This window comes from Amycolatopsis sp. NPDC049868 (assembly GCF_044461365.1).
GTDB lineage: Bacteria > Actinomycetota > Actinomycetes > Mycobacteriales > Pseudonocardiaceae > Amycolatopsis.
Genome location: NZ_JBITKV010000002.1, coordinates 43,222 through 60,935, shown reverse-complemented (window position 1 = coordinate 60,935; position 17,714 = coordinate 43,222). Strand labels below are relative to the sequence as shown.

The 17,714-nt window shown below is 67.8% G+C and carries 19 protein-coding genes; 7 read left to right on the top strand and 12 right to left on the bottom strand.

Annotated features, from left to right (window positions below; translation table 11 throughout):
• Nucleotides 1-141 precede the first annotated feature (141 nt).
• Entirely contained in the window at nt 142-894 is a 753-nt protein-coding gene (locus ACIBTM_RS08330) for a lytic polysaccharide monooxygenase (protein ID WP_395875875.1), read from the top strand.
• A 13-nt stretch (nt 895-907) separates the two neighbouring features.
• On the top strand, nt 908-1,504 hold the full coding sequence (locus ACIBTM_RS08325) for a DUF305 domain-containing protein (protein ID WP_395875874.1): 597 nt from the start codon (nt 908-910) through the stop codon (nt 1,502-1,504).
• A gap of 123 nt (nt 1,505-1,627) precedes the next feature.
• On the opposite strand, the gene ACIBTM_RS08320 is transcribed toward ACIBTM_RS08325, so the two are convergent.
• The 7 genes from ACIBTM_RS08320 to ACIBTM_RS08290 all read right to left on the bottom strand — a co-directional run bounded on the left by ACIBTM_RS08320 (nt 1,628) and on the right by ACIBTM_RS08290 (nt 8,933).
• Nucleotides 1,628-2,056 (bottom strand): heat shock protein transcriptional repressor HspR, encoded by a 429-nt coding sequence (locus tag ACIBTM_RS08320; protein ID WP_395876759.1) that lies wholly within the window; start codon nt 2,054-2,056, stop codon nt 1,628-1,630.
• Between the two features lie 5 nt (nt 2,057-2,061).
• The gene (gene dnaJ / locus ACIBTM_RS08315) at nt 2,062-3,234 is read right to left on the bottom strand and encodes a molecular chaperone DnaJ (RefSeq protein WP_395875873.1); all 1,173 of its coding nucleotides are present in this window, start codon (nt 3,232-3,234) and stop codon (nt 2,062-2,064) included.
• 33 nt (nt 3,235-3,267) lie between these two features.
• The gene (gene grpE / locus ACIBTM_RS08310; protein WP_395875872.1) at nt 3,268-4,014 is read right to left on the bottom strand and encodes a nucleotide exchange factor GrpE; all 747 of its coding nucleotides are present in this window, start codon (nt 4,012-4,014) and stop codon (nt 3,268-3,270) included.
• On the bottom strand, nt 4,011-5,882 hold the full coding sequence (gene dnaK / locus ACIBTM_RS08305) for a molecular chaperone DnaK (RefSeq protein ID WP_016338148.1): 1,872 nt from the start codon (nt 5,880-5,882) through the stop codon (nt 4,011-4,013). The genes grpE and dnaK overlap by 4 nt, the downstream gene beginning before the upstream one ends.
• Before the next feature lie 166 nt (nt 5,883-6,048).
• Nucleotides 6,049-7,455 carry an alpha/beta fold hydrolase gene (locus tag ACIBTM_RS08300; RefSeq protein WP_395875871.1) on the bottom strand — a complete coding sequence of 469 codons (1,407 nt, stop codon included), beginning with the start codon at nt 7,453-7,455 and terminating at the stop codon, nt 6,049-6,051.
• A complete protein-coding gene (locus ACIBTM_RS08295) occupies nt 7,452-8,138 on the bottom strand; it encodes a hypothetical protein (RefSeq protein WP_395875870.1) in 687 nt (228 codons plus the stop codon). The genes ACIBTM_RS08300 and ACIBTM_RS08295 overlap by 4 nt, the downstream gene beginning before the upstream one ends.
• Nucleotides 8,139-8,165: 27 nt before the next feature.
• On the bottom strand, nt 8,166-8,933 hold the full coding sequence (locus ACIBTM_RS08290) for a DUF4097 family beta strand repeat-containing protein (RefSeq protein WP_395875869.1): 768 nt from the start codon (nt 8,931-8,933) through the stop codon (nt 8,166-8,168).
• 161 nt (nt 8,934-9,094) lie between these two features.
• Between ACIBTM_RS08290 and ACIBTM_RS08285 the strand changes: the two genes are divergently transcribed.
• Nucleotides 9,095-9,634, top strand: coding sequence for a YbhB/YbcL family Raf kinase inhibitor-like protein (locus ACIBTM_RS08285; protein WP_395875868.1), 540 nt, complete (start codon nt 9,095-9,097; stop codon nt 9,632-9,634).
• Between the two features lie 66 nt (nt 9,635-9,700).
• On the opposite strand, the gene ACIBTM_RS08280 is transcribed toward ACIBTM_RS08285, so the two are convergent.
• Genes ACIBTM_RS08280 through ACIBTM_RS08270 form a run of 3 tightly spaced genes read right to left on the bottom strand, consistent with a single transcriptional unit; the run spans nt 9,701 to nt 11,045 of the window.
• Nucleotides 9,701-10,135 carry a GNAT family N-acetyltransferase gene (locus ACIBTM_RS08280; RefSeq protein WP_395875867.1) on the bottom strand — a complete coding sequence of 145 codons (435 nt, stop codon included), beginning with the start codon at nt 10,133-10,135 and terminating at the stop codon, nt 9,701-9,703.
• Nucleotides 10,136-10,157: 22 nt separating this feature from the next.
• Nucleotides 10,158-10,718 (bottom strand): TetR/AcrR family transcriptional regulator, encoded by a 561-nt coding sequence (locus tag ACIBTM_RS08275; RefSeq protein WP_016338154.1) that lies wholly within the window; start codon nt 10,716-10,718, stop codon nt 10,158-10,160.
• Complete coding sequence (locus ACIBTM_RS08270) at nt 10,719-11,045, bottom strand: DMT family transporter (protein WP_395875866.1); 327 nt, start codon at nt 11,043-11,045, stop codon at nt 10,719-10,721.
• A gap of 153 nt (nt 11,046-11,198) precedes the next feature.
• Between ACIBTM_RS08270 and ACIBTM_RS08265 the strand changes: the two genes are divergently transcribed.
• Genes ACIBTM_RS08265 through ACIBTM_RS08255 form a run of 3 tightly spaced genes read left to right on the top strand, consistent with a single transcriptional unit; the run spans nt 11,199 to nt 15,187 of the window.
• Complete coding sequence (locus ACIBTM_RS08265; RefSeq protein ID WP_395875865.1) at nt 11,199-13,493, top strand: (Fe-S)-binding protein; 2,295 nt, start codon at nt 11,199-11,201, stop codon at nt 13,491-13,493.
• 35 nt (nt 13,494-13,528) lie between these two features.
• Nucleotides 13,529-14,161 (top strand): DUF742 domain-containing protein, encoded by a 633-nt coding sequence (locus ACIBTM_RS08260; protein WP_395875864.1) that lies wholly within the window; start codon nt 13,529-13,531, stop codon nt 14,159-14,161.
• 30 nt (nt 14,162-14,191) lie between these two features.
• Entirely contained in the window at nt 14,192-15,187 is a 996-nt protein-coding gene (locus ACIBTM_RS08255; protein WP_395875863.1) for a cation diffusion facilitator family transporter, read from the top strand.
• On the opposite strand, the gene ACIBTM_RS08250 is transcribed toward ACIBTM_RS08255, so the two are convergent.
• Nucleotides 15,181-15,870, bottom strand: a complete 690-nt coding sequence (locus ACIBTM_RS08250) for a CAP domain-containing protein (RefSeq protein WP_395876758.1) — start codon at nt 15,868-15,870, stop codon at nt 15,181-15,183. The two genes, ACIBTM_RS08255 and ACIBTM_RS08250, sit on opposite strands and share 7 nt — an antisense overlap.
• Before the next feature lie 121 nt (nt 15,871-15,991).
• Entirely contained in the window at nt 15,992-16,450 is a 459-nt protein-coding gene (locus ACIBTM_RS08245; protein WP_395875862.1) for a MarR family winged helix-turn-helix transcriptional regulator, read from the bottom strand.
• A 73-nt stretch (nt 16,451-16,523) separates the two neighbouring features.
• Between ACIBTM_RS08245 and ACIBTM_RS08240 the strand changes: the two genes are divergently transcribed.
• On the top strand, nt 16,524-17,714 hold the full coding sequence (locus ACIBTM_RS08240; protein WP_395875861.1) for an FAD-dependent oxidoreductase: 1,191 nt from the start codon (nt 16,524-16,526) through the stop codon (nt 17,712-17,714).

Here is a 17,714-nt window from a genome sequence, read left to right as displayed (position 1 = left end):
TTAGGCCGATCGGCTGTTCCACCTGGGCTCGACGCAGCAGTAGGTCAGTGAATCATTGACCACGGTCACCGGCGGATTTATGGTCTAGACCACATTGCTCCCCTTCACGGGAACACCGTCGTTCCATCCCCAGGAGCCGGCATGACCGTCAAACGCAAGCTCGTGGCAGCCGCCGCCGGTGCGATCCTCGCCCCGATCGCCATCGTGGCCATCCCGCAGGTGGCCAGCGCCCATGGCTACGTGCTGTCCCCGCCCAGCCGCCAGGCGAACTGCGCCCAGGGCAAGGTTTCGGGCTGCGGCAGCATCGTCTACGAACCCCAGAGCGTCGAGGGCCCCAAGGGTCTCCGCAGCTGCAACGGCGGACTTCCCCAGTTCGCCGAACTCAACGACGAGTCGAAGCCGTGGCCCGCCGCTTCGGTCGGTAACAGCGTGACCTTCAACTGGAAGTTCACCGCCTACCACCGGACCACGAACTACGAGTACTACATCGGCGGCACCAAGATCGCCGACATCAGCGGGAACAACTCCGCGCCGAAGGACCCGACGTCGCACACGGTGAGCCTGAACGGCTTCAGCGGCCGCCAGAAGGTCCTCGCCGTGTGGAACATCGCGGACACGCCGATGGCCTTCTACAGCTGCATCGACCTGCAGATCGGCGGTGGCAACCCGCCCACCACCAGCAACCCGCCGACCACCAGCAACCCGCCGACGACGTCGAACCCGCCGACCAGCACCAGCAACCCGCCCACCGGCGGCACCTGGGCGGCCGGGACGGCCTACGCGGTCGGCAGCACGGTGACCTACGGCGGCGCGACCTACCGCTGCCAGATGGCGCATACGGCACTCCAGGGGTGGGAACCGCCGAACACCCCCGCGCTGTGGACCCGGCAGTAAAGGAGACGCGCCGGTGAAGCTGGCCCTCGTTCTCGTCGCCGGTCTCGTGGCCCTCGCGGGCTGCGGGACCGGTGATGGCTCACCCGGTACCGCCGGCGCCCCGATCTCCCCCGTCCCCCAGTCGGCCGGGGCGTCCGCGGAGTACAACGACGCCGACGTGATGTTCCTGCAGATGATGATCGCGCACAACAACCAGGGCGTGGAGATCGTCAAGCTGGTCAAGGACAAGCAGGCACAGAAGCAGGAGCTCAAGGATCTCGCGGCCGCGATCGAGGCGACGCAGCAGACCGAGAGCACCGACATGCGGAACTGGCTGAAGGCCTGGGGCAAACCCGAGACGGGCTCGATGGACCCGAAAGCGCACCACCATCACGGCGGCGACGGGCTCACCGACAAAGGCCTGCTCGAAGCACTGTCCAAAAAGGATGGTTCGGAGTTCACCCTCGACTTCGCCGACATCTTCGTCGCGCATCAGCACAACGGGGTCGCGCTGGCGAGGACCGAACTGAAGGACGGGAAGAACCCCGAGTCGAAGGCATTGGCCCAGCGGATCCAGGACTCGCGCACCGGCGAGGTCCAGCAGATCCGGAACCTGGTTCCCGGCCAGTAACGCATTCTGGTTTTGGGTGCGGCTTGATCGCGTGCCAGGTACATGAAGGCCCCCATCCTTGCGCCTAGGTAAAGGAAGGGGGCCTTCATGTACCTCAGCTCGGGTCGTGAGGCATTCAGAGGACTAATTGCGTTCTTTGGGCTTCCAGACCACGAGTGCCGTCTGCTGCCGCAAGGGAACGAGATCCTTGCGGTACGAGGCGTGCACGGCCGCGGCCGTCTGTTCGGCGGTGAGGTACGCCGCCGTGAGCTCCTCGGTCAGTTCGGCGATCCGCGCACGGAGCGCGTCGACCTGGTTCTCCAGCTCGATGATCCGCTTGATGCCCGCGAGGTTGACACCGTCCTCTTGGGACAGTCGCTGCACTTCGCGCAGCAACGCGATGTCCCGCATCGAGTAACGCCGTCCACCACCGGAGGTCCGGCCCGGCGACACGAGACCCTGGCGGTCGTAGGACCGCAGGGTCTGCGCGTGCAGGCCGGAAAGCTGCGCCGCCACCGAAATGACGAACACCGGGGTGTCCTCGTCCGCACCGTGCGGCAGCCCGCCGAACATCGTGCTCACCTGCCTTCGAGAAGTTCGGTGATCTCCGGTCGCGGGTCGTGGCCGGACACGGCCTCCGCGTACGCCTCCAGCGCCGCACGGGCCTTGTCGTCCAGTTCGGCCGGGATGGCCGCCTGCAGGGTGACCAGCAGATCGCCCTGCGAGCCGTCACGTTTCGCGATTCCCTTGCCGCGCACGCGAAGCACGCGACCGCTCGCCGTACCCTGCGGCACCTTCAGCGAGACCTTGCCCTCAAGCGTCGGCACGGTGATCGTGCCGCCGAGGGCCAGTTCCGCGAAGGACACCGGCACGGTGATCGTCAGGTCGAGGTCCTTGCGCCCGAACAACGGGTGCGGAGCGACGTGCACACGGACGTACAGATCGCCCGGCTGCGCGCCGCCACGGCCCGGTTCGCCCTGGCCTGCCAGCCGGATCCGCTGGTCGTCGGCGACGCCCGGCGGGATCCGCACGGTCAGGGTGCGGGTGCGCGTGCTGATGCCCTCGCCCGCGCATTCCGGGCACGGGTCGTCGATGATCTTCCCGCGGCCGCGGCAGTCACGGCACGGCTCGGAGAACGCGAACGCGCCCTGGCTGCGGCTGACCAGCCCGCTGCCCTGGCAGGTCGCACACGTCCTCGGGGAAGTCCCCGGCTTCGCGCCGTTGCCACCGCAGGTGGAACAGGTCGCCGGGCTCGACAGCCGCAGCGGCAGGGTCGCGCCCTTGACCGCCTCGGCGAAGTCGATCCGGACGTCGGTCTCCACGTCCGCGCCGCGTTGCGGCCGGTTCGCCGTGGCACCGGCCGCGGCGCCGCGGCGGCCGAACAGCCCGCCGAGGATGTCGCCGAGACCGCCGAAGCCGCCCTGCTGCTGACCCGCCTGGCCGAAGATGTCGCCGACGTCGAAACCGCCGCCGCCACCGCCGCCGGGGAAGCCGAAGCCACCGGGACCGCCGGAGCCGAAGAGGCGGCGAGCCTCGTCGTACTCCTTGCGCTTGGACGCGTCGGACAGCACGCCGTACGCCTCGGAGACCGCCTTGAACTTCTTCTCGGCCTCCGCGTTGCCCGCGTTGGCGTCGGGGTGGTTCTCCTTGGCCAGCTTGCGATAGGCCTTTTTGATCTCGTCCGCGGTGGCGTCGGAGGAGACGCCCAGTTCACGGTAGAAGTCCTTACCGATCCATTCCCGTGCACTCACCGAACGTCTCCTCCTTTCACGCCGTATCGCCGATCAGCGGTTGTTCTCATCGAAAAGTTCGCCTTCGAGCGGCAGCTCGCCACCCACAGGCGGGTCCACCGGAGCGGCACCCGGCTCGTGGTCGGTGACCCCGACCATCGCCGGGCGCAGCACGCGCTCGCCGAAGCGGTAACCACGGCGCATGACCATGGTGACCGTCGGGCCGGTGACGTCCGGCGACGTGCTGTGCTGCACCGCCTCGTGAACGCTCGGGTCGAAGGGCTCGCCCTCGGTGCCGAACGGCTCGAGACCCGACCGCTGCAGGCTCCCGACCAGCTTCTCGCCGACCGCCTTGAAGGCACCGGTCAGATCGCCGTGCTGCTCCGCGCGCTCGAGGTCGTCGAGCAGCGGGAGCAGATCACCGACGACCGACGCCTTCGCGCCGACGACGACCTGCTCGCGGTCGCGGTCCACGCGCTTGCGGTAGTTGGCGTACTCCGCCTGGAGGCGCTGGAGGTCGGCGGTGCGTTCCGCCAGCTCCTTCTCCAGTCCGGTGGCCACCGACACCGAATCGTCCACAAGGGACTCCCCGAGGCCGGGGCCCGCGTGGGCCGCGGGCTCCGGCTCGGTCGGTTCGGCAGGGTCCTGCGACGGAGCGGCGTGCTTCGGGCCGTCCTGGGGTTCGGCGGCCGGGGCGGCCGAGCGGACCTCACCGGTCAGCGGGTCGATCCGCCGACGATCCCGCACGACCACCGGTTCCTCCGGGCCCCGGCCCTCGGTTTCGTCGTAGCGTCCCGTCACTTCTTGTCCTTCTCGTCCTCTTCGACGATCTCGGCGTCGACGACGTCGTCCGCCTTGGCCTGCGAACCGGTGCCCGCGCCCGCCGCACCGGCGGCGCCTTCACCGGCGGCACCTTCGGCGCCCGGGGTGGCGTTGGCGTAGAGCGCAGTGCCCAGCTCCTGCGAAGCCGTGTTCAGCTTCTCGATGGACTCGCGGATCTTCGCCGAGTCGGTGCCCTTGAGCGCCTCGTTGGCCTCGTCGATCGCGGACTTCACCTTGCCCTTGAGCTCGTCGGGCAGCTTGTCCTCGTTGTCCTTGACGAACTTCTCGGTCTGGTAGACCAGCGTCTCCGCCTGGTTGCGGGTCTCCGCCTCCTCGCGGCGCTGCTTGTCCTCCTCGGCGTGCGCCTCGGCGTCCTTGACCATGCGCTCGATGTCGTCCTTCGGCAGCGCGGAGCCACCGGTGATCGTCATCGACTGCTCCTTGTTCGTGCCGAGGTCCTTCGCGAGGACGTGCACGATGCCGTTGGCGTCGATGTCGAAGGTGACCTCGATCTGCGGCACGCCACGCGGGGCGGGCGGGAGACCGGTCAGCTCGAACATGCCGAGCTTCTTGTTGTGCGCCGCGATCTCGCGCTCACCCTGGAACACCTGGATCTGCACCGACGGCTGGTTGTCGTCCGCGGTGGAGAAGATCTCCGAACGCTTGGTCGGGATCGTGGTGTTGCGCTCGATGAGCTTGGTGAACACGCCACCCTTGGTCTCGATGCCCAGCGAAAGCGGGGTCACATCGAGCAGCAGGACGTCCTTGACCTCGCCCTTGAGCACACCGGCCTGCAGCGCCGCGCCGACGGCGACGACCTCGTCCGGGTTGACGCCCTTGTTCGGCTCGCGGCCGCCGGTCAGCTCCTTGACCAGCTCGGACACGGCCGGCATCCGGGTGGAACCACCCACGAGCACGACGTGGTCGATGTCGCCGACGGCGACACCCGCGTCACGGATGACGTTGTTGAACGGCTTGCGGGTGCGCTCGAGCAGGTCCGAGGTGATCTTCTGGAACTCGGCGCGGGAGAGCTGCTCGTCGAGGAACAGCGGGTTCTTGTCCGCGTCCACGGTGATGTACGGCAGGTTGATGCTGGCCGAATTCGAGCTGGACAGCTCGATCTTCGCCTTCTCGGCGGCCTCACGGATGCGCTGGAGCGCCATCTTGTCCTTGGTGAGGTCGATGCCGTTGGACGACTTGAACTTGTCGACCAGCCAGGTGACGATCCGCTCGTCCCAGTCGTCACCGCCGAGGTGGTTGTCACCGGAGGTCGCGCGGACCTCGACGACGCCCTCGCCGATCTCCAGGAGCGAGACGTCGAACGTACCGCCACCGAGGTCGAAGACCAGGATGGTCTGTTCCTTCTCGCCCTTGTCGAGGCCGTACGCCAGCGCCGCCGCGGTGGGCTCGTTGACGATGCGGAGCACGTTCAGGCCGGCGATCTGCCCGGCTTCCTTCGTGGCCTGCCGCTGCGCGTCCTCGAAGTAGGCGGGGACGGTGATGACCGCGTCGGTGATGGTCTCGCCCAGGTACGCCTCGGCGTCGCGCTTGAGCTTCATCAGCACGCGGGCGCTGATCTCCTGCGAGGTGTAGGCCTTGCCGTCGATCTCGGTCTTCCAGTCGGTACCGATGTGCCGCTTGACCGACCGGATGGTCCGGTCGACGTTCGTCACGGCCTGGTTCTTCGCCGGCTGACCGGTCAGCACTTCGCCGTTCTTGGCGAAGGCGACGATGGACGGGGTGGTGCGTGAACCTTCCGAGTTGGCGATGACCGTCGGCTCGCCGCCCTCAAGGACAGCGACGACCGAGTTGGTCGTGCCGAGGTCGATGCCGACCGCTCGCGCCATGGTGTGATCCTCCTGCTAGTTCGTGACCTGCACGTTCTCGCCCACCTTGAGTGGGCTCAACGCAAGTTGTATCGGGATGGTGGGGCTGCCGTCAAGCCGGACTTGAGTCACCCTCACTCAACCTTGTATCCGGCTCAACGTGCGGCACGATCGTCTTGTTCCCGGACTACCGGCAGACCGTGCCCGGAGCGGGTGTGACGCCGCTCACCAGGTACTTCGTCTCTTCGGTGCGCACGCAGGCCGAGTTCAGCAGGCCCGTGTGCCCGTACCCGGCGTCGACGAGCAACGTCGAGTTCTCGATGTTCCGCGCGAGCCCTTTCGCCCAGACGAGCGGCGTCGCCGGATCGTGTTCACCGCCGACCACGAGGATCGGCGCCGTACCGGTCACCTTCTGCGGCCGCGGCAGGTACGCCGACGGCACCGGCCAGCCCGCGCACCCGCTCGCCATGTCCCAGAACTCCGAGTACCGCCAGCCGTGCGGCGAGAGCGTCTTCACCAGTCCCTGCATCGCCCTCATGTCGGCGTAGGAGGTGAACGGCGAGCCGAAGTCGTGACAGCCGATCGCGCGGTACGCGCCGTAGGACGGGTCGAGTTGGGAATACGGCAGCAACCCGTCCGCGTCGCCCGCCGTCGCGGCGTCGATCGCCTTCGCCAGACCGGGCCAGAACGCGGGCAGGATGAGATTGCCGTAGACCCCGGACGCCATCTCCTCGGCGGTCACGTTCCGGCCGAGCTGTTTCGACGGCACGCCGCCGGGCGTCCGCATCAACGCGTCATAGGTGGCGAGGACGTCCTTGCCGCGAAGCGCGCAATCGGCCGACGTCGTGCACCACTTCGCGAAGTCCTTTAACGCACCTTCGGTCGCGACGGCTTCTTCGAGGACCGCCTGCCTGGTCGGCCGCGAGTGGTCGACGGCGCCGTCGAGCACCATCGTCCGGATGCGGTCCGGGTACTTCTCCGCGTACACGGCACCGAGTTCGGAACCGTAGGAGACACCGAGCCAGTTCACCTTCGGCTCGCCGAGAGCGCCCCGGATCGCTTCGATGTCGTCCGCGGCATGCCAAGTGTCCATAACGGACAGTGCGCGCCCGGTCCGCTTCAGACATTCCTCACCCGAGGCGCGGTTGTGCGCGAGAAGCTTTTCGTGATCCGCACGGCCGCGCGGGAAACGGCTGACCGCCGGATCGTGCAGATCCGGCCCGCAGGCGATCGACGGCGTGCTTTCGCCGACGCCGCGCGGATCGAACCCGATGACGTCGAACCGCTGCCGCACTTCGGCCATTTCCGGCTTGTCCAGCGCGAAACCGCGGCCGCCGTACTTGAGCACGGTGACCCCGGCGCCGCCCGGTCCTCCCGGATTCGTCAGCAGCGAACCGACGCGGCGGGCGGGATCGGTCGCGGGCAGTTTCGCCAGCGCGATCGAAAAACCACCGCTCACCCGGAGGTTCGCGCATTCCAGCGTCGGCGCGTACTCGGTCGCGCACGGCTTCCAGTCGATCCCGGACGCGGCGGACGCCGGCAGCGCGGTGAGCGGAAGCAGGGTCAGCGCGGCGAGGGCGGCAAGGGCCTTCATACGGGCTTCACCGTGATCGAGCCGGTGCCGGACTGGAGGTCCAGGACGTTCGCCGAAGCCCGGTCCTGCCGGACGCCGCCGGTCTCGACCGTGCCGACCTCCGCCTTCGCGCGGACCTGATACGCGCCATCGGGAACGGTGACGACGACCTTGCCGACCTCCGAGTTCGCGGTGACCGCGCCCGGCTTCGCGAGGCCGACCTCGATGTCGCCGGTGCCGGTGCGCAGGTTGACCGGCCCGGACGTGCTCATCACCTTGAAGTCGCCGACGTCGCCTTTCAGATCGACCGAGGCGGCGCGGGCGAGGGTGATCTTGCCGGTGCCGATGAACCCGGAGATCGCCAGCTCGCGCGGCACCACGACGTCGTAGTCCACGCCGCACTGCTGGCAGCCGCCGAGGACCAGCGTGCCGTTCTCGACGCTGTACGTCTTTCCGGGATTCTTGCCGTTATAAGTCACTTCGCGGCGCAGCGAGACGGGCGCGCCGTCCTCGACCCGGAGCGTGACCGCGCCGACCGGGACGTCCACCCGGATCGCGGTGACCTGCTCGGTGACGGGTGCGCCGTCGCTCAGCTTCTGCTCGGTTTCGCTTGTGCAGCCGACGATCCCGAAGGCGGTCAGCGCGCCGAGAGCAATCGCGCCGAGGACGCGCCGTTCTTTGGTGAATACAGCCTTGTTCCCCATGAGAAAGTGTTTCCCCCGATAAGTCCGTCAGGCCGCTTTGACCTTGACGCTTCCGCTGTCGGTGTTGAGATCGAGCTTGTGCTGTGCCGAACCGGACTGGTTCACGTCGATGTCCCGGCTGCCGCTGTCGCTGGTGCCGGTGACGTTGTACTCGCCCGCCGGGACCGTGACCTCGACCGAACCGCTGTCGGCCTGCGCGGTGACGTCTGCCCCCTTGAGGAGTTCGAGTTCGATGCGGCCGCTGTTGGTGCGGGCTTCGACGTTGCCGCCGAGCCGTTCCCCCTTGATGGCACCGGAAGCCGCCTGCACGGTGACGGCCTGGCCGATGTTCGCCAATTCGACGCGCCCGGAGTCGGACCGCACTTTCACGGTGCCCGGCACGTCGCGGACCTCGACCTGGCCGGAGTCGACCGTGACGTCCACAGTGGACACTCCGGCGATGTCGAGCGCCCCCGAGTCCAGCTTGCCCGAGACCGGGACGCCCGCCGGGACCACCACGTCGTAGCGGACCTCGCAGCTGGTGCCGCAGCCGGCGAGGACCAGGGTGTCGCCTTCCACGCGGAAGGAGTCGCCCGGCTTGTTCCAGCGGTACTCGAACTCCTGGTGGATCCGGACCGGCCCCTCGCCGGCGCGGATCTTGACCCGGCCCTCGTCGTTGTCGATCCGCACGCTGCGGATCGGCTGGGTCACCTCCGCGGTGGCCTCCGCGTCGGACGGCCACCACCAGCCGAGGCCGGTGAGGACACCGACGCCGATCAACGCGATGCCTCCGATCGCGAGGAGTGGGCGCGCCATGGTCTTGAGTCCCTCCAGAGCAGGTTTTCGTGTAGCTCGACGCTAAGGGCGGCGCGGCGGGTTGGACATAGGGGTAACCCCCGGATTCGTCCCTGAACCCGCGCCAGGGTCCTCGGGGTCATAACCTGGCTCCGTCATCTGTTCAACGACCAGGAGGACGCATGCCGCAGGCACCCGACCCGTACGACTTCCTGCCCGATCTGCCTGCCTTCACCCTGAGCAGCACCGACATCGAGGAAGGCGGCTTCCTGCCGACGCCCCAGCTTTCCGGGATCTTCGGCGCGGGTGGCGAAGACCGTTCCCCGCAGCTGTCCTGGGAGGGGTTCCCCGCGGAGACCAAGAGTTTCGCCGTGACCTGCTACGACCCCGACGCCCCGACGGCGAGCGGATTCTGGCACTGGGCGGTGTTCGACATCCCCGCCTCGGTGACCGCGCTGGCCGCGAACGCGGGTGACGAAGCCGGCTCCGGTCTGCCGGAGGGCGCCGTCACGCTGAAGGGGGACGGCGGCGTGCGGCAGTTCCTCGGCGCGGCCCCGCCGCCCGGGCACGGGCCGCACCGGTACATCTTCACGGTGCACGCTGTCGACGTCGAAAAGCTGGACGTCGGCGAGGACGCCACTCCCGCGTTCCTCGGCTTCAACCTCTTCGGCCACGCCATCGCCCGGGCGTCGCTCACGGCCCTGCACGAGAACAAGGGCTGAACGGCTTTCCGTGAAGGCCTCCTTCCCTACCCTGAGAGTAGGGAAGGAGGCCTTCACGGACTTTTCCTAGGCCTGCCCGTTCGCCCGCGTCCGCTCCATGTACTGCCCCTCGGGCGGGTCGCCGAAGCCGAACTGCCGGTACAGCCCGTGCGCGTCGGCGGTGTGCAGCATCCACCGGAACTCCGCGCCCGGCCCGTTGTCGATCATCTCCCGGACCAGCTCCTTGCCGAGCCCCGCGCCGCGCGCTTCGTCGACGACGAAGACATCCGCGAGGTAAGCACTGCCGATGGTGTCCGAGAACGCCCGCGCGAAGCCGACCATCCGGCCACTCGAAGCCTCATACGCGCCTACGACGCGCCAAGCGTTCCTGAAGACCTTCTCGACCAGCTCGCGGTCTCGCCATTTGCCCCAGTAGACGCTGGTGGACAGGTACTTCCACACCACGTCGAGGTCCACCCGTGCCGGGTCGTCATCCAGTTCGTATACGCCGACGGTCCTCATGATCCGCACGCTACCCAGCAGGTCAACGAGGTTTCAGCAGATAGTCCACCACCGGCCGCAGCTCCTCCGCGGACGGCGGCTCGTCGTCGATGAGGCCCTGGATCAGCAGGCCGTCGATACCGGCGAGGAACACCCGGAACGCGACCTCGTCGTCGTGCCGGACCATCGAGGTGAGCACGTCCAGCCAGCGCCGGGCGGCGGGCCGCAGCTCGGGTTTGCGCGCGGCCAGCAGGTACAGCTCGTACTCCGCCATCGTCCGCCCGCGGCGCGGGCCCAGCGCCTCCGCGAGCAGCCCGGCGACCTCTTCCGCGCCGCGGCTGCCGCGTGAGCGGGCGCGGTCGATCATCCAGTAGACCTCGGTCGCCATATCCCGCGCGCACGAGATGAGGGTGGCGATCAGCAGATCGTCGAGGCTCGAGAAGTGATAGGTCGTCGAAGCCGTCGGCACGCCCGCCTCGGCGGCGACCGTCCGGTGGGTGACGCCGGCGACGCCGTCCCGTTCGATCACGCGCAACGCGGCCGCGATGATCTCTTCGCGCCGCTTCTCGCCCCTGGCCTTCCGGCCGTCGACCTGGATCTTCACTTAGTGCGCGCCTCCCGCCTCGATCAACACGACACCGCCGACCACCAGTACCAGACCGGCGATCACGGAGAGGTTGACCGGCTCCTTGAAGAACACGATGCCGACGGCCGCCACCAGCGCGACCCCGGCCGCGGCCCAGATCGCGTAGGCGATGCTCACCGGCACGCCCGCCTTCAGCACGTACGCGAGCGCGACGAACGCGAAGGCGTATCCGGCGACGACGACGATCGACGGTCCCACCTTGCTGAAACCCTCGGAAAGTTTCAACGAGACCGTGGCGGTCACCTCGGCGGCGATGGCGAAAGCGAGGAGAAGGTACGCACCCATGTCACAAAAACTACCTGGACGATCGTCTTGAAACCAAGAGAGGCGTACACCACATCGGTGGGACTTGGGCGCGGTCAGTGGGTTACCCATCAGTAAGAAGCATTAGTCTGCCCGAACCACCACACGCTTCACTCGGACGAAAGGCACCCGAAGATGGGCGCTGTACAGCTGACGCTCGGCGGGATCGCGGTCCTGCTCGGCGTCGCCGCCTGGGGAATGTTCTTCGCGACCATCGCCCGCTTCGTGCGGGTGATCCGCCTCGGTCAGCCGGACTCGACCCGCAACGGCCCGTTCATCCCGCGGATGAAGACCCTGATCAAGGAATTCGCCGCGCACACCCGGATGAACAAGGTCAAGAGCGTCGGTCCGGCGCACTGGCTGGTCATGTGGGGCTTCCTGATCGGGTCGCTCGCCCTGTTCGAGGCATACGGCGAGGTCTTCGTTCCGACCTGGGGCTGGCCCATCCTCGACGATTGGTCGCTGTTCCAGCTGCTCATGGAGCTGCTCGGGGTCGGCACCATCGTCGGCATCCTGGTGCTGATCTGGGTCCGGCAGAAGAACCACCCGCGCCGCGCCGACCGGCAGTCCCGCTTCCAGGGCTCCAATTTCAAGTGGGCGTACTTCATCGAGGCCGTCGTGCTCATCGAGGGCATCGGCATCATCGGCGTCCGCGCCGCGAAGTCCGCGCTGAACGTCCACGAGACCCCGGTCTGGGCCGCGTTCGTCTCGCACCCGCTCGGTGAACTGCTGCCCGCCAGCCCGAACCTGGTCTCGGTGTTCGCGTTCGTCAAGCTGATGAGCGCCACGATCTGGCTGATCGTCATCGCGCGCACGATGACCATGGGCATCGCCTGGCACCGGTTCAGCGCCTTCTTCAACATCTACTTCAAGCGCGAGGCCGACGGCGGCGTCGCGCTGGGCGCGCTCAAGCCGATGATGAGCAAGGGCAAGGTGCTCGACCTCGAAGAGGCGGACCCGGACGAGGACACCTTCGGCGTCGGCAAGATCGAGGACTTCAGCTGGAAGGGCTGGCTGGACTTCTCCACCTGCACCGAATGCGGCCGCTGCCAGTCGCAGTGCCCCGCGTGGAACACCGGCAAGCCGCTTTCGCCGAAGCTCGTCATCACGCAGCTTCGCGACCACGCCTACGCGAAGGCGCCGTACCTGCTCGCGGGCGGCAAGCGCGACATGGCCGGCGACGAGATCGGCCTGTCCGGCGACAACATGTACGCGGGCATCGACGTTCTCGCGATCGCCGAGTCGCAGAAGGCGCTCGTCGGCGACGACGGCGGCATCATCGACCCCGAGGTGCTGTGGTCCTGCACCTCCTGCGGCGCGTGCGTCGAGCAGTGCCCGGTGGACATCGAGCACGTCGACCACATCGTCGACATGCGCCGCTACCAGGTGATGATCGAGTCCTCGTTCCCCAGCGAGCTCAACGGGATGTTCAAGAACCTGGAGAACAAGGGCAACCCGTGGGGCCAGAACGCCAAGGACCGGCTCGCCTGGACCGAGGACCTGGACTTCGAGGTGCCGGTGTTCGACGGCGACCTCGGCGACACCGAGTACCTCTTCTGGGTCGGCTGTGCCGGCGCGTTCGAGGACCGCGCGAAGAAGACCACGCGTGCCGTCGCGGAGCTGCTGCACATCGCGGGCGTCAAGTACACCGTGCTCGGCTCGGAGGAGTCCTGCACCGGTGACCCGGCCCGCCGCGCGGGCAACGAGTTCCTGTTCCAGATGCTGGCGCAGCAGAACGTCGAGATCCTGAACTCGGTGTTCGAGGGCCGCGAACGCAAGGCGCGCAAGGTGGTCGTCACCTGTGCCCACTGCTTCAACACCCTCGCGAACGAGTACCCGGAACTGGGCGGCCAGTTCGACGTCGTGCACCACACGCAGCTGCTCAACCGCCTGGTGCGGGAGAAGCACCTGACCCCGGTGGCCCCGGTCGCCGAGGACGTCACCTACCACGACCCGTGCTATCTGGGCCGCCACAACAAGGTCTACGACGCTCCCCGTGAGCTCGTCGGCGCTTCGGGCGCGCAGCTGCGCGAGATGCCGCGGCACGGCGACCGCTCGATGTGCTGTGGCGCCGGCGGCGCGCGGATGTGGATGGAAGAGAAGATCGGCAAGCGGATCAACGTCGAACGCGTCGACGAGGCGCTCGGCACCGCACCCTCGAAGATCGCGACCGGTTGCCCGTTCTGCCGCGTGATGCTCACCGACGGTGTCACCGCGCGCCAGAGCGACGGGCAGGCGAGCGAGAAGGTCGAGGTCGTCGACGTCGCCCAGCTGCTACTGACCGCCGTCAAACGGAAGCCGGAGCCTCAACTGGTCCCCGCGGGAGCGCCCTCTTTGGACGCGGTCTCGGACGCCGAACTCGACGGAAAGGCCGACGTGCCGACCGACGAAACGGCCACCGGAACACCGCTGCCCGAGGAAGACAAGTAGAACTTCACACTGGAGGAGACATTCTCTCGCACATAATGCGAGAGAATGTCTCCTCTTGTTTTATCCCGGCGCGGGCTATTCCGTTCCCATTACCCGTTCGGCGGTACACCGTGACGATAGGCTGCAGCGGATCCGAAAAAAGGGGCGAGGAATCAATGGGCAACCGTCACGAACTCCGCTCGGCGAGGGAGCACCGGCTCGCGATGCCGGGATCGCCGTCCGTTCGCCCGCCCGCCCGGATCCCCTCGTCCGCGGCCTTCGCCAAAATGGCACAGGAAGCGACCATCCCCAGCATCCCGGCCGCCCGGCGACCGCCGCGCCAGGAACGGAAACGCACACGCGTCCGCCCGTACGTCCGCACGGGCGGACGTACCCAGTCCAAGCGGAACTTCGCGATCGAAGCGATGATTTCCGTCCGGACCGACGCGCCGTGGAACGCGCCGGGGTTCAGCATCGAATTCCATTCCGTGAGATCACTGTGCCGTCGTCCGACTTCCGTCGCCGAAGTAGCCGCGTCACTATGCGTTCCGCTCGGCGTTGCAAAGGTCCTTTTGGGTGATATGGCGGAACTCGGTTTGGTCACCGTTCATGAAACGCAGGCTGAATTCGACGGTCATCCGGCACTCGCCTTGATGGAACGTGTCCTGCAGGGATTGCGTCGCCTGTGAGATCGGCTCACCCGCACTACGCTACGCGAGGTGAGTGAAGAATCCGGTGACGAAAGCACCCTGACGGTGGTGCTGGCGGGTGGGGTCAACCTCGCCATCGCCGTGCTGAAACTGTTCGCCGGGATCATCACCGGCTCCGGCGCGATGCTGTCGGAAGCCGCGCACTCGGTGGCCGACACGATCACCGAGGTTCTCCTGCTGACCGCGCTGAAACGTTCGGACCGCCCCGCCGACCGCGTCCATCCCTTCGGCTACGGCAAAGAGCGGTACTTCTGGTCGCTGCTCGCGGCGGTGTCGATCTTCGCCTCCGGCGCGATGTTCGCGCTCTACGAAGGCTTCTCGACGGTGTTCGGCGCGGAGACCGAACAGACCGATCCGATCGTCGGCTACGTCGTCCTCGCGATCGCGTTCGCTCTCGAATCCGTCTCGTGGTTCCAGGCCGTGCGGCAGGTGCGCCGCGACGCCGCCGACTCCGGGCAGAAGGTCTCGGTCTATCTGCGGATGATCGACGACCCGGCGCCGAAGACCGTCCTGTTCGAAGACTCGGCCGCGCTGATCGGCCTGCTGCTCGCGTTCGCCGGGATCGGCCTGCACCAGCTCACCGGCTCGCACGTCTGGGACGGCGCGGCGTCGATCGCGATCGGGGTCCTGCTGGCACTGGTCGCCTACATGCTCGGGCGGACCAACCGCGGCCTGCTGATCGGCAGGCAGGCGGATCCCAAGCTGGTGCGCGGGGTACGGGACCACCTGAGGAACGCACCGGAGATCGAGGCCGTCGTCGACCTGCAGACCATGTTGATGGGCACCGATCAGGTGCTCGTCTGCGCCCGCGTCGACTTCGACGATTCACTCGGCGCGGCGGACGTCGAACGCGCCTGCGTCCGGATGGCGACCGAGCTGACCCGAACCTTCGGCGACGTCACCGAGGTGTTCATCGAACCGGTCCCGCGCACGGACGCCGAGCTGCGCGCGGCCGTGCTGGCCCGCTATGGCGACATCGCCGAACGATGGGCCAAGGATCAGTAGCCGAAGTTCTGCGTCCAGTACATGCCCTTGGTGTTGACGCCGACGCCGATCTTCGTCAGCTTGCAGTTGAGGATGTTCGCGCGGTGGCCCTCGGAGTTCATCCAGGCGTCCATCACCTTGGCGGCGTTCGACTGGCCCTTGGCGATGTTCTCCGCACCCGGCTTGTCGTAGCCGGCGGCCCGGATGCGCTGGTCGAACGTGACGCCTTCCGGCGTGGTGTGCGAGAAGTAGTTCCGCGCGGACATGTCGTCGCTGTGCCCCTGCGCGGCGGCGGCGAGGTGCGACTCGTTGCTCACCGGCGAGCAGCCCGCGTCGGCGCGCTCGGCGTTGACGAGGTCGATGACCTGTCCGGCGAGCGAGCTGTCCTGCGAGCGAGGCTCCGGCGCCTTGCTCGGAGTGGGTTTGGGAGTCTCGGCAGGCTGAGCGGGCGGCTCGGGCGCGGCGGAGGACGAGCTGGGCGGAGCGGAGGACGACGTGGGAGCCGCCGAAGACGACGTCGGGGCGGCCGAGCCGGGTGCGGAACCCTCAGGCGCCGGAGCGGACGTCTGGCCGAAGTAGGCGGGCGGCTTCGCGAGGGCGTCGCCGGGTCTGCCCTTGGTGTCGGGGACGCTGAGTGAGAGATTGCTCAGCGCGGTGCCCTGGAAGCGATCGGTCACCATCAGGTAGCTCGCACTGGCGATCACCCCACCCAGCAGGACGCTGAGCGTGACAAGCAGTAACCGGCTTCGCGTTCTATTGGGGGACACGGGGCCGAAAACTATCACGAACTGGTTACGGCAATACCCCCAAAAGTAGTAATACCGGTCAGCGGCCGAGGCGGCCCGTGGAGTCGTGCGTGATCGCCGCCGCGTCGGCGAGGAACCGGATCACGGTCTCCAGCTCACCGTCCGTGTAGTTCTCGCAGGCCTCGCGGACCGACTTCACCAGGTGGTCCCACAGCGGCGCGACGGAGTTCATCCTGGCCGCGTCGATCTCGATGAGAACCTTCCTCCGGTCTTCGGGATGTGGCTTCCGGGCGACGATCCCTTTGCCTTCGAGCCTGTCGATGAGCGCGGTGATCGACGCCGGCGCGAGCCCCGAGTGCCGCGAAAGGGCCTTCGGCGTCTGCGGCCCGAAGCGGGCGAGGTAGTCGGCCACCTTGCTTTCGACGGCCGAAAGGCCGCTCAGCTCGGCGATGGCCGTGTGGAACATGACCGTCTCCGTCGACAGCGCGCGCGACCCGTTGAGGATCCGCTCGACCAGTTCCGCTCGCTCGCTTGACACATCGGCCAGCCTAGCGGAATCTTTAGTTCGATAGAACGAATTAGTTTCTAAGAGATTCGATGGGGTGAACGACATGGCGAAGGTACTGATCGCCGGCGGGGGTATCGCGGGCACGATCACGGCGATCGCACTGCACGAGACGGGCCACGAGCCGGTGATCCACGAGGCGTACGACCGGACGGCTGAGGGGGTCGGCGCGTTCCTGACGCTCGCGGTGAACGGCCTCGACGCATTGGGGCCCTTGAGGTTGAAAAGCCTGGTCAAGGGCTTGGGATTCGACACGCCGCGGCTCAAGATGTACCTCGGGGACGGACGCGAGCTGGCGGATTTCGCACTCGGCGGGCAGCTCGAAGACGGCACCGTGAGCCAGACGGTGCTGCGCTCCGATCTGTACATCGGCCTACGCGACGAAGCCGTCAGACGCGGCATCGAGATCCGCTACGGCAAGCGTTTGGCCGACGCGCGCGAGACCGGCGACGGCGTCCTCGCGACCTTCGAGGACGGCTCGTCGGCCGAAGGCGACCTGCTGATCGGCGCGGACGGGCTCCGCTCGCGGGTGCGGACGATCATCGACCCGCGGGCGCCGTCGCCGCGTTACGTGCCGCTGCTGAACACGGGCGGGCTGGCCGAAGGCCTGCGCCTGGACGACGAACCCGGCGTGATGCGGATGACGTTCGGCAAGCGGCTGTTCTTCGCCCACGTCGTCCACCCGGACGGCGGCGTCTGGTGGTTCGCGAACGTCCCCCGGAAACATGACCCGTCGCAGGCCGAACTCGCCACGATGACCGGCGACGCCTGGCGCGAGGACCTGGTCCGCAAGCTGGCGGTGGACCGCACCCCGGCCGCGCGGATCGTGCGCGCGACGCGGGAGATCTACCGGCCGTGGGCGACGTACGACTTCCCGAGCGTGCCGGTGTGGCGGACGGACCGGATGGTCATCATCGGCGACGCCGCCCACGCGACCTCACCCGCGGCCGGGCAAGGCGCCGCGATGGCCATCGAGGACGCCGTCACGCTGGCGCGATGCCTGCGTGACGTGCCCTCGATCCCGAAGGCGCTCGCCGTCTACGAAGGACTGCGGCGCGAACGCGTCGAGGCCGTCGTCGAGCGCGGCAAGCGCAACGGCGACGACAAGGCGGTCGGACCCGTCGGACGGGTGATCCGGGACTTCTTCCTCACGCGGGCGTTCAAGAACCCGCCGGAGGAGGATCCGAACGCCTTCATGTGGCGGCACCGGATCGACTGGGAAGCGCCGGTGGGCTGA

What these genes read in the sequence shown, in the direction of transcription:
- ACIBTM_RS08330 (WP_395875875.1), top strand. Translation starts at nt 142, where the DNA reads ATGACCGTCAAACGCAAGCTCGTGGCAGCCGCCGCCGGTGCGATCCTC.
- ACIBTM_RS08320 (WP_395876759.1), bottom strand. Translation starts at nt 2,056, where the DNA reads ATGTTCGGCGGGCTGCCGCACGGTGCGGACGAGGACACCCCGGTGTTC.
- dnaK (WP_016338148.1), bottom strand. Translation starts at nt 5,882, where the DNA reads ATGGCGCGAGCGGTCGGCATCGACCTCGGCACGACCAACTCGGTCGTC.
- ACIBTM_RS08300 (WP_395875871.1), bottom strand. Translation starts at nt 7,455, where the DNA reads ATGAAGGCCCTTGCCGCCCTCGCCGCGCTGACCCTGCTTCCGCTCACC.
- ACIBTM_RS08295 (WP_395875870.1), bottom strand. Translation starts at nt 8,138, where the DNA reads ATGGGGAACAAGGCTGTATTCACCAAAGAACGGCGCGTCCTCGGCGCG.
- ACIBTM_RS08290 (WP_395875869.1), bottom strand. Translation starts at nt 8,933, where the DNA reads ATGGCGCGCCCACTCCTCGCGATCGGAGGCATCGCGTTGATCGGCGTC.
- ACIBTM_RS08285 (WP_395875868.1), top strand. Translation starts at nt 9,095, where the DNA reads ATGCCGCAGGCACCCGACCCGTACGACTTCCTGCCCGATCTGCCTGCC.
- ACIBTM_RS08280 (WP_395875867.1), bottom strand. Translation starts at nt 10,135, where the DNA reads ATGAGGACCGTCGGCGTATACGAACTGGATGACGACCCGGCACGGGTG.
- ACIBTM_RS08270 (WP_395875866.1), bottom strand. Translation starts at nt 11,045, where the DNA reads ATGGGTGCGTACCTTCTCCTCGCTTTCGCCATCGCCGCCGAGGTGACC.
- ACIBTM_RS08265 (WP_395875865.1), top strand. Translation starts at nt 11,199, where the DNA reads ATGGGCGCTGTACAGCTGACGCTCGGCGGGATCGCGGTCCTGCTCGGC.
- ACIBTM_RS08260 (WP_395875864.1), top strand. Translation starts at nt 13,529, where the DNA reads ATGCGAGAGAATGTCTCCTCTTGTTTTATCCCGGCGCGGGCTATTCCG.
- ACIBTM_RS08240 (WP_395875861.1), top strand. Translation starts at nt 16,524, where the DNA reads ATGGCGAAGGTACTGATCGCCGGCGGGGGTATCGCGGGCACGATCACG.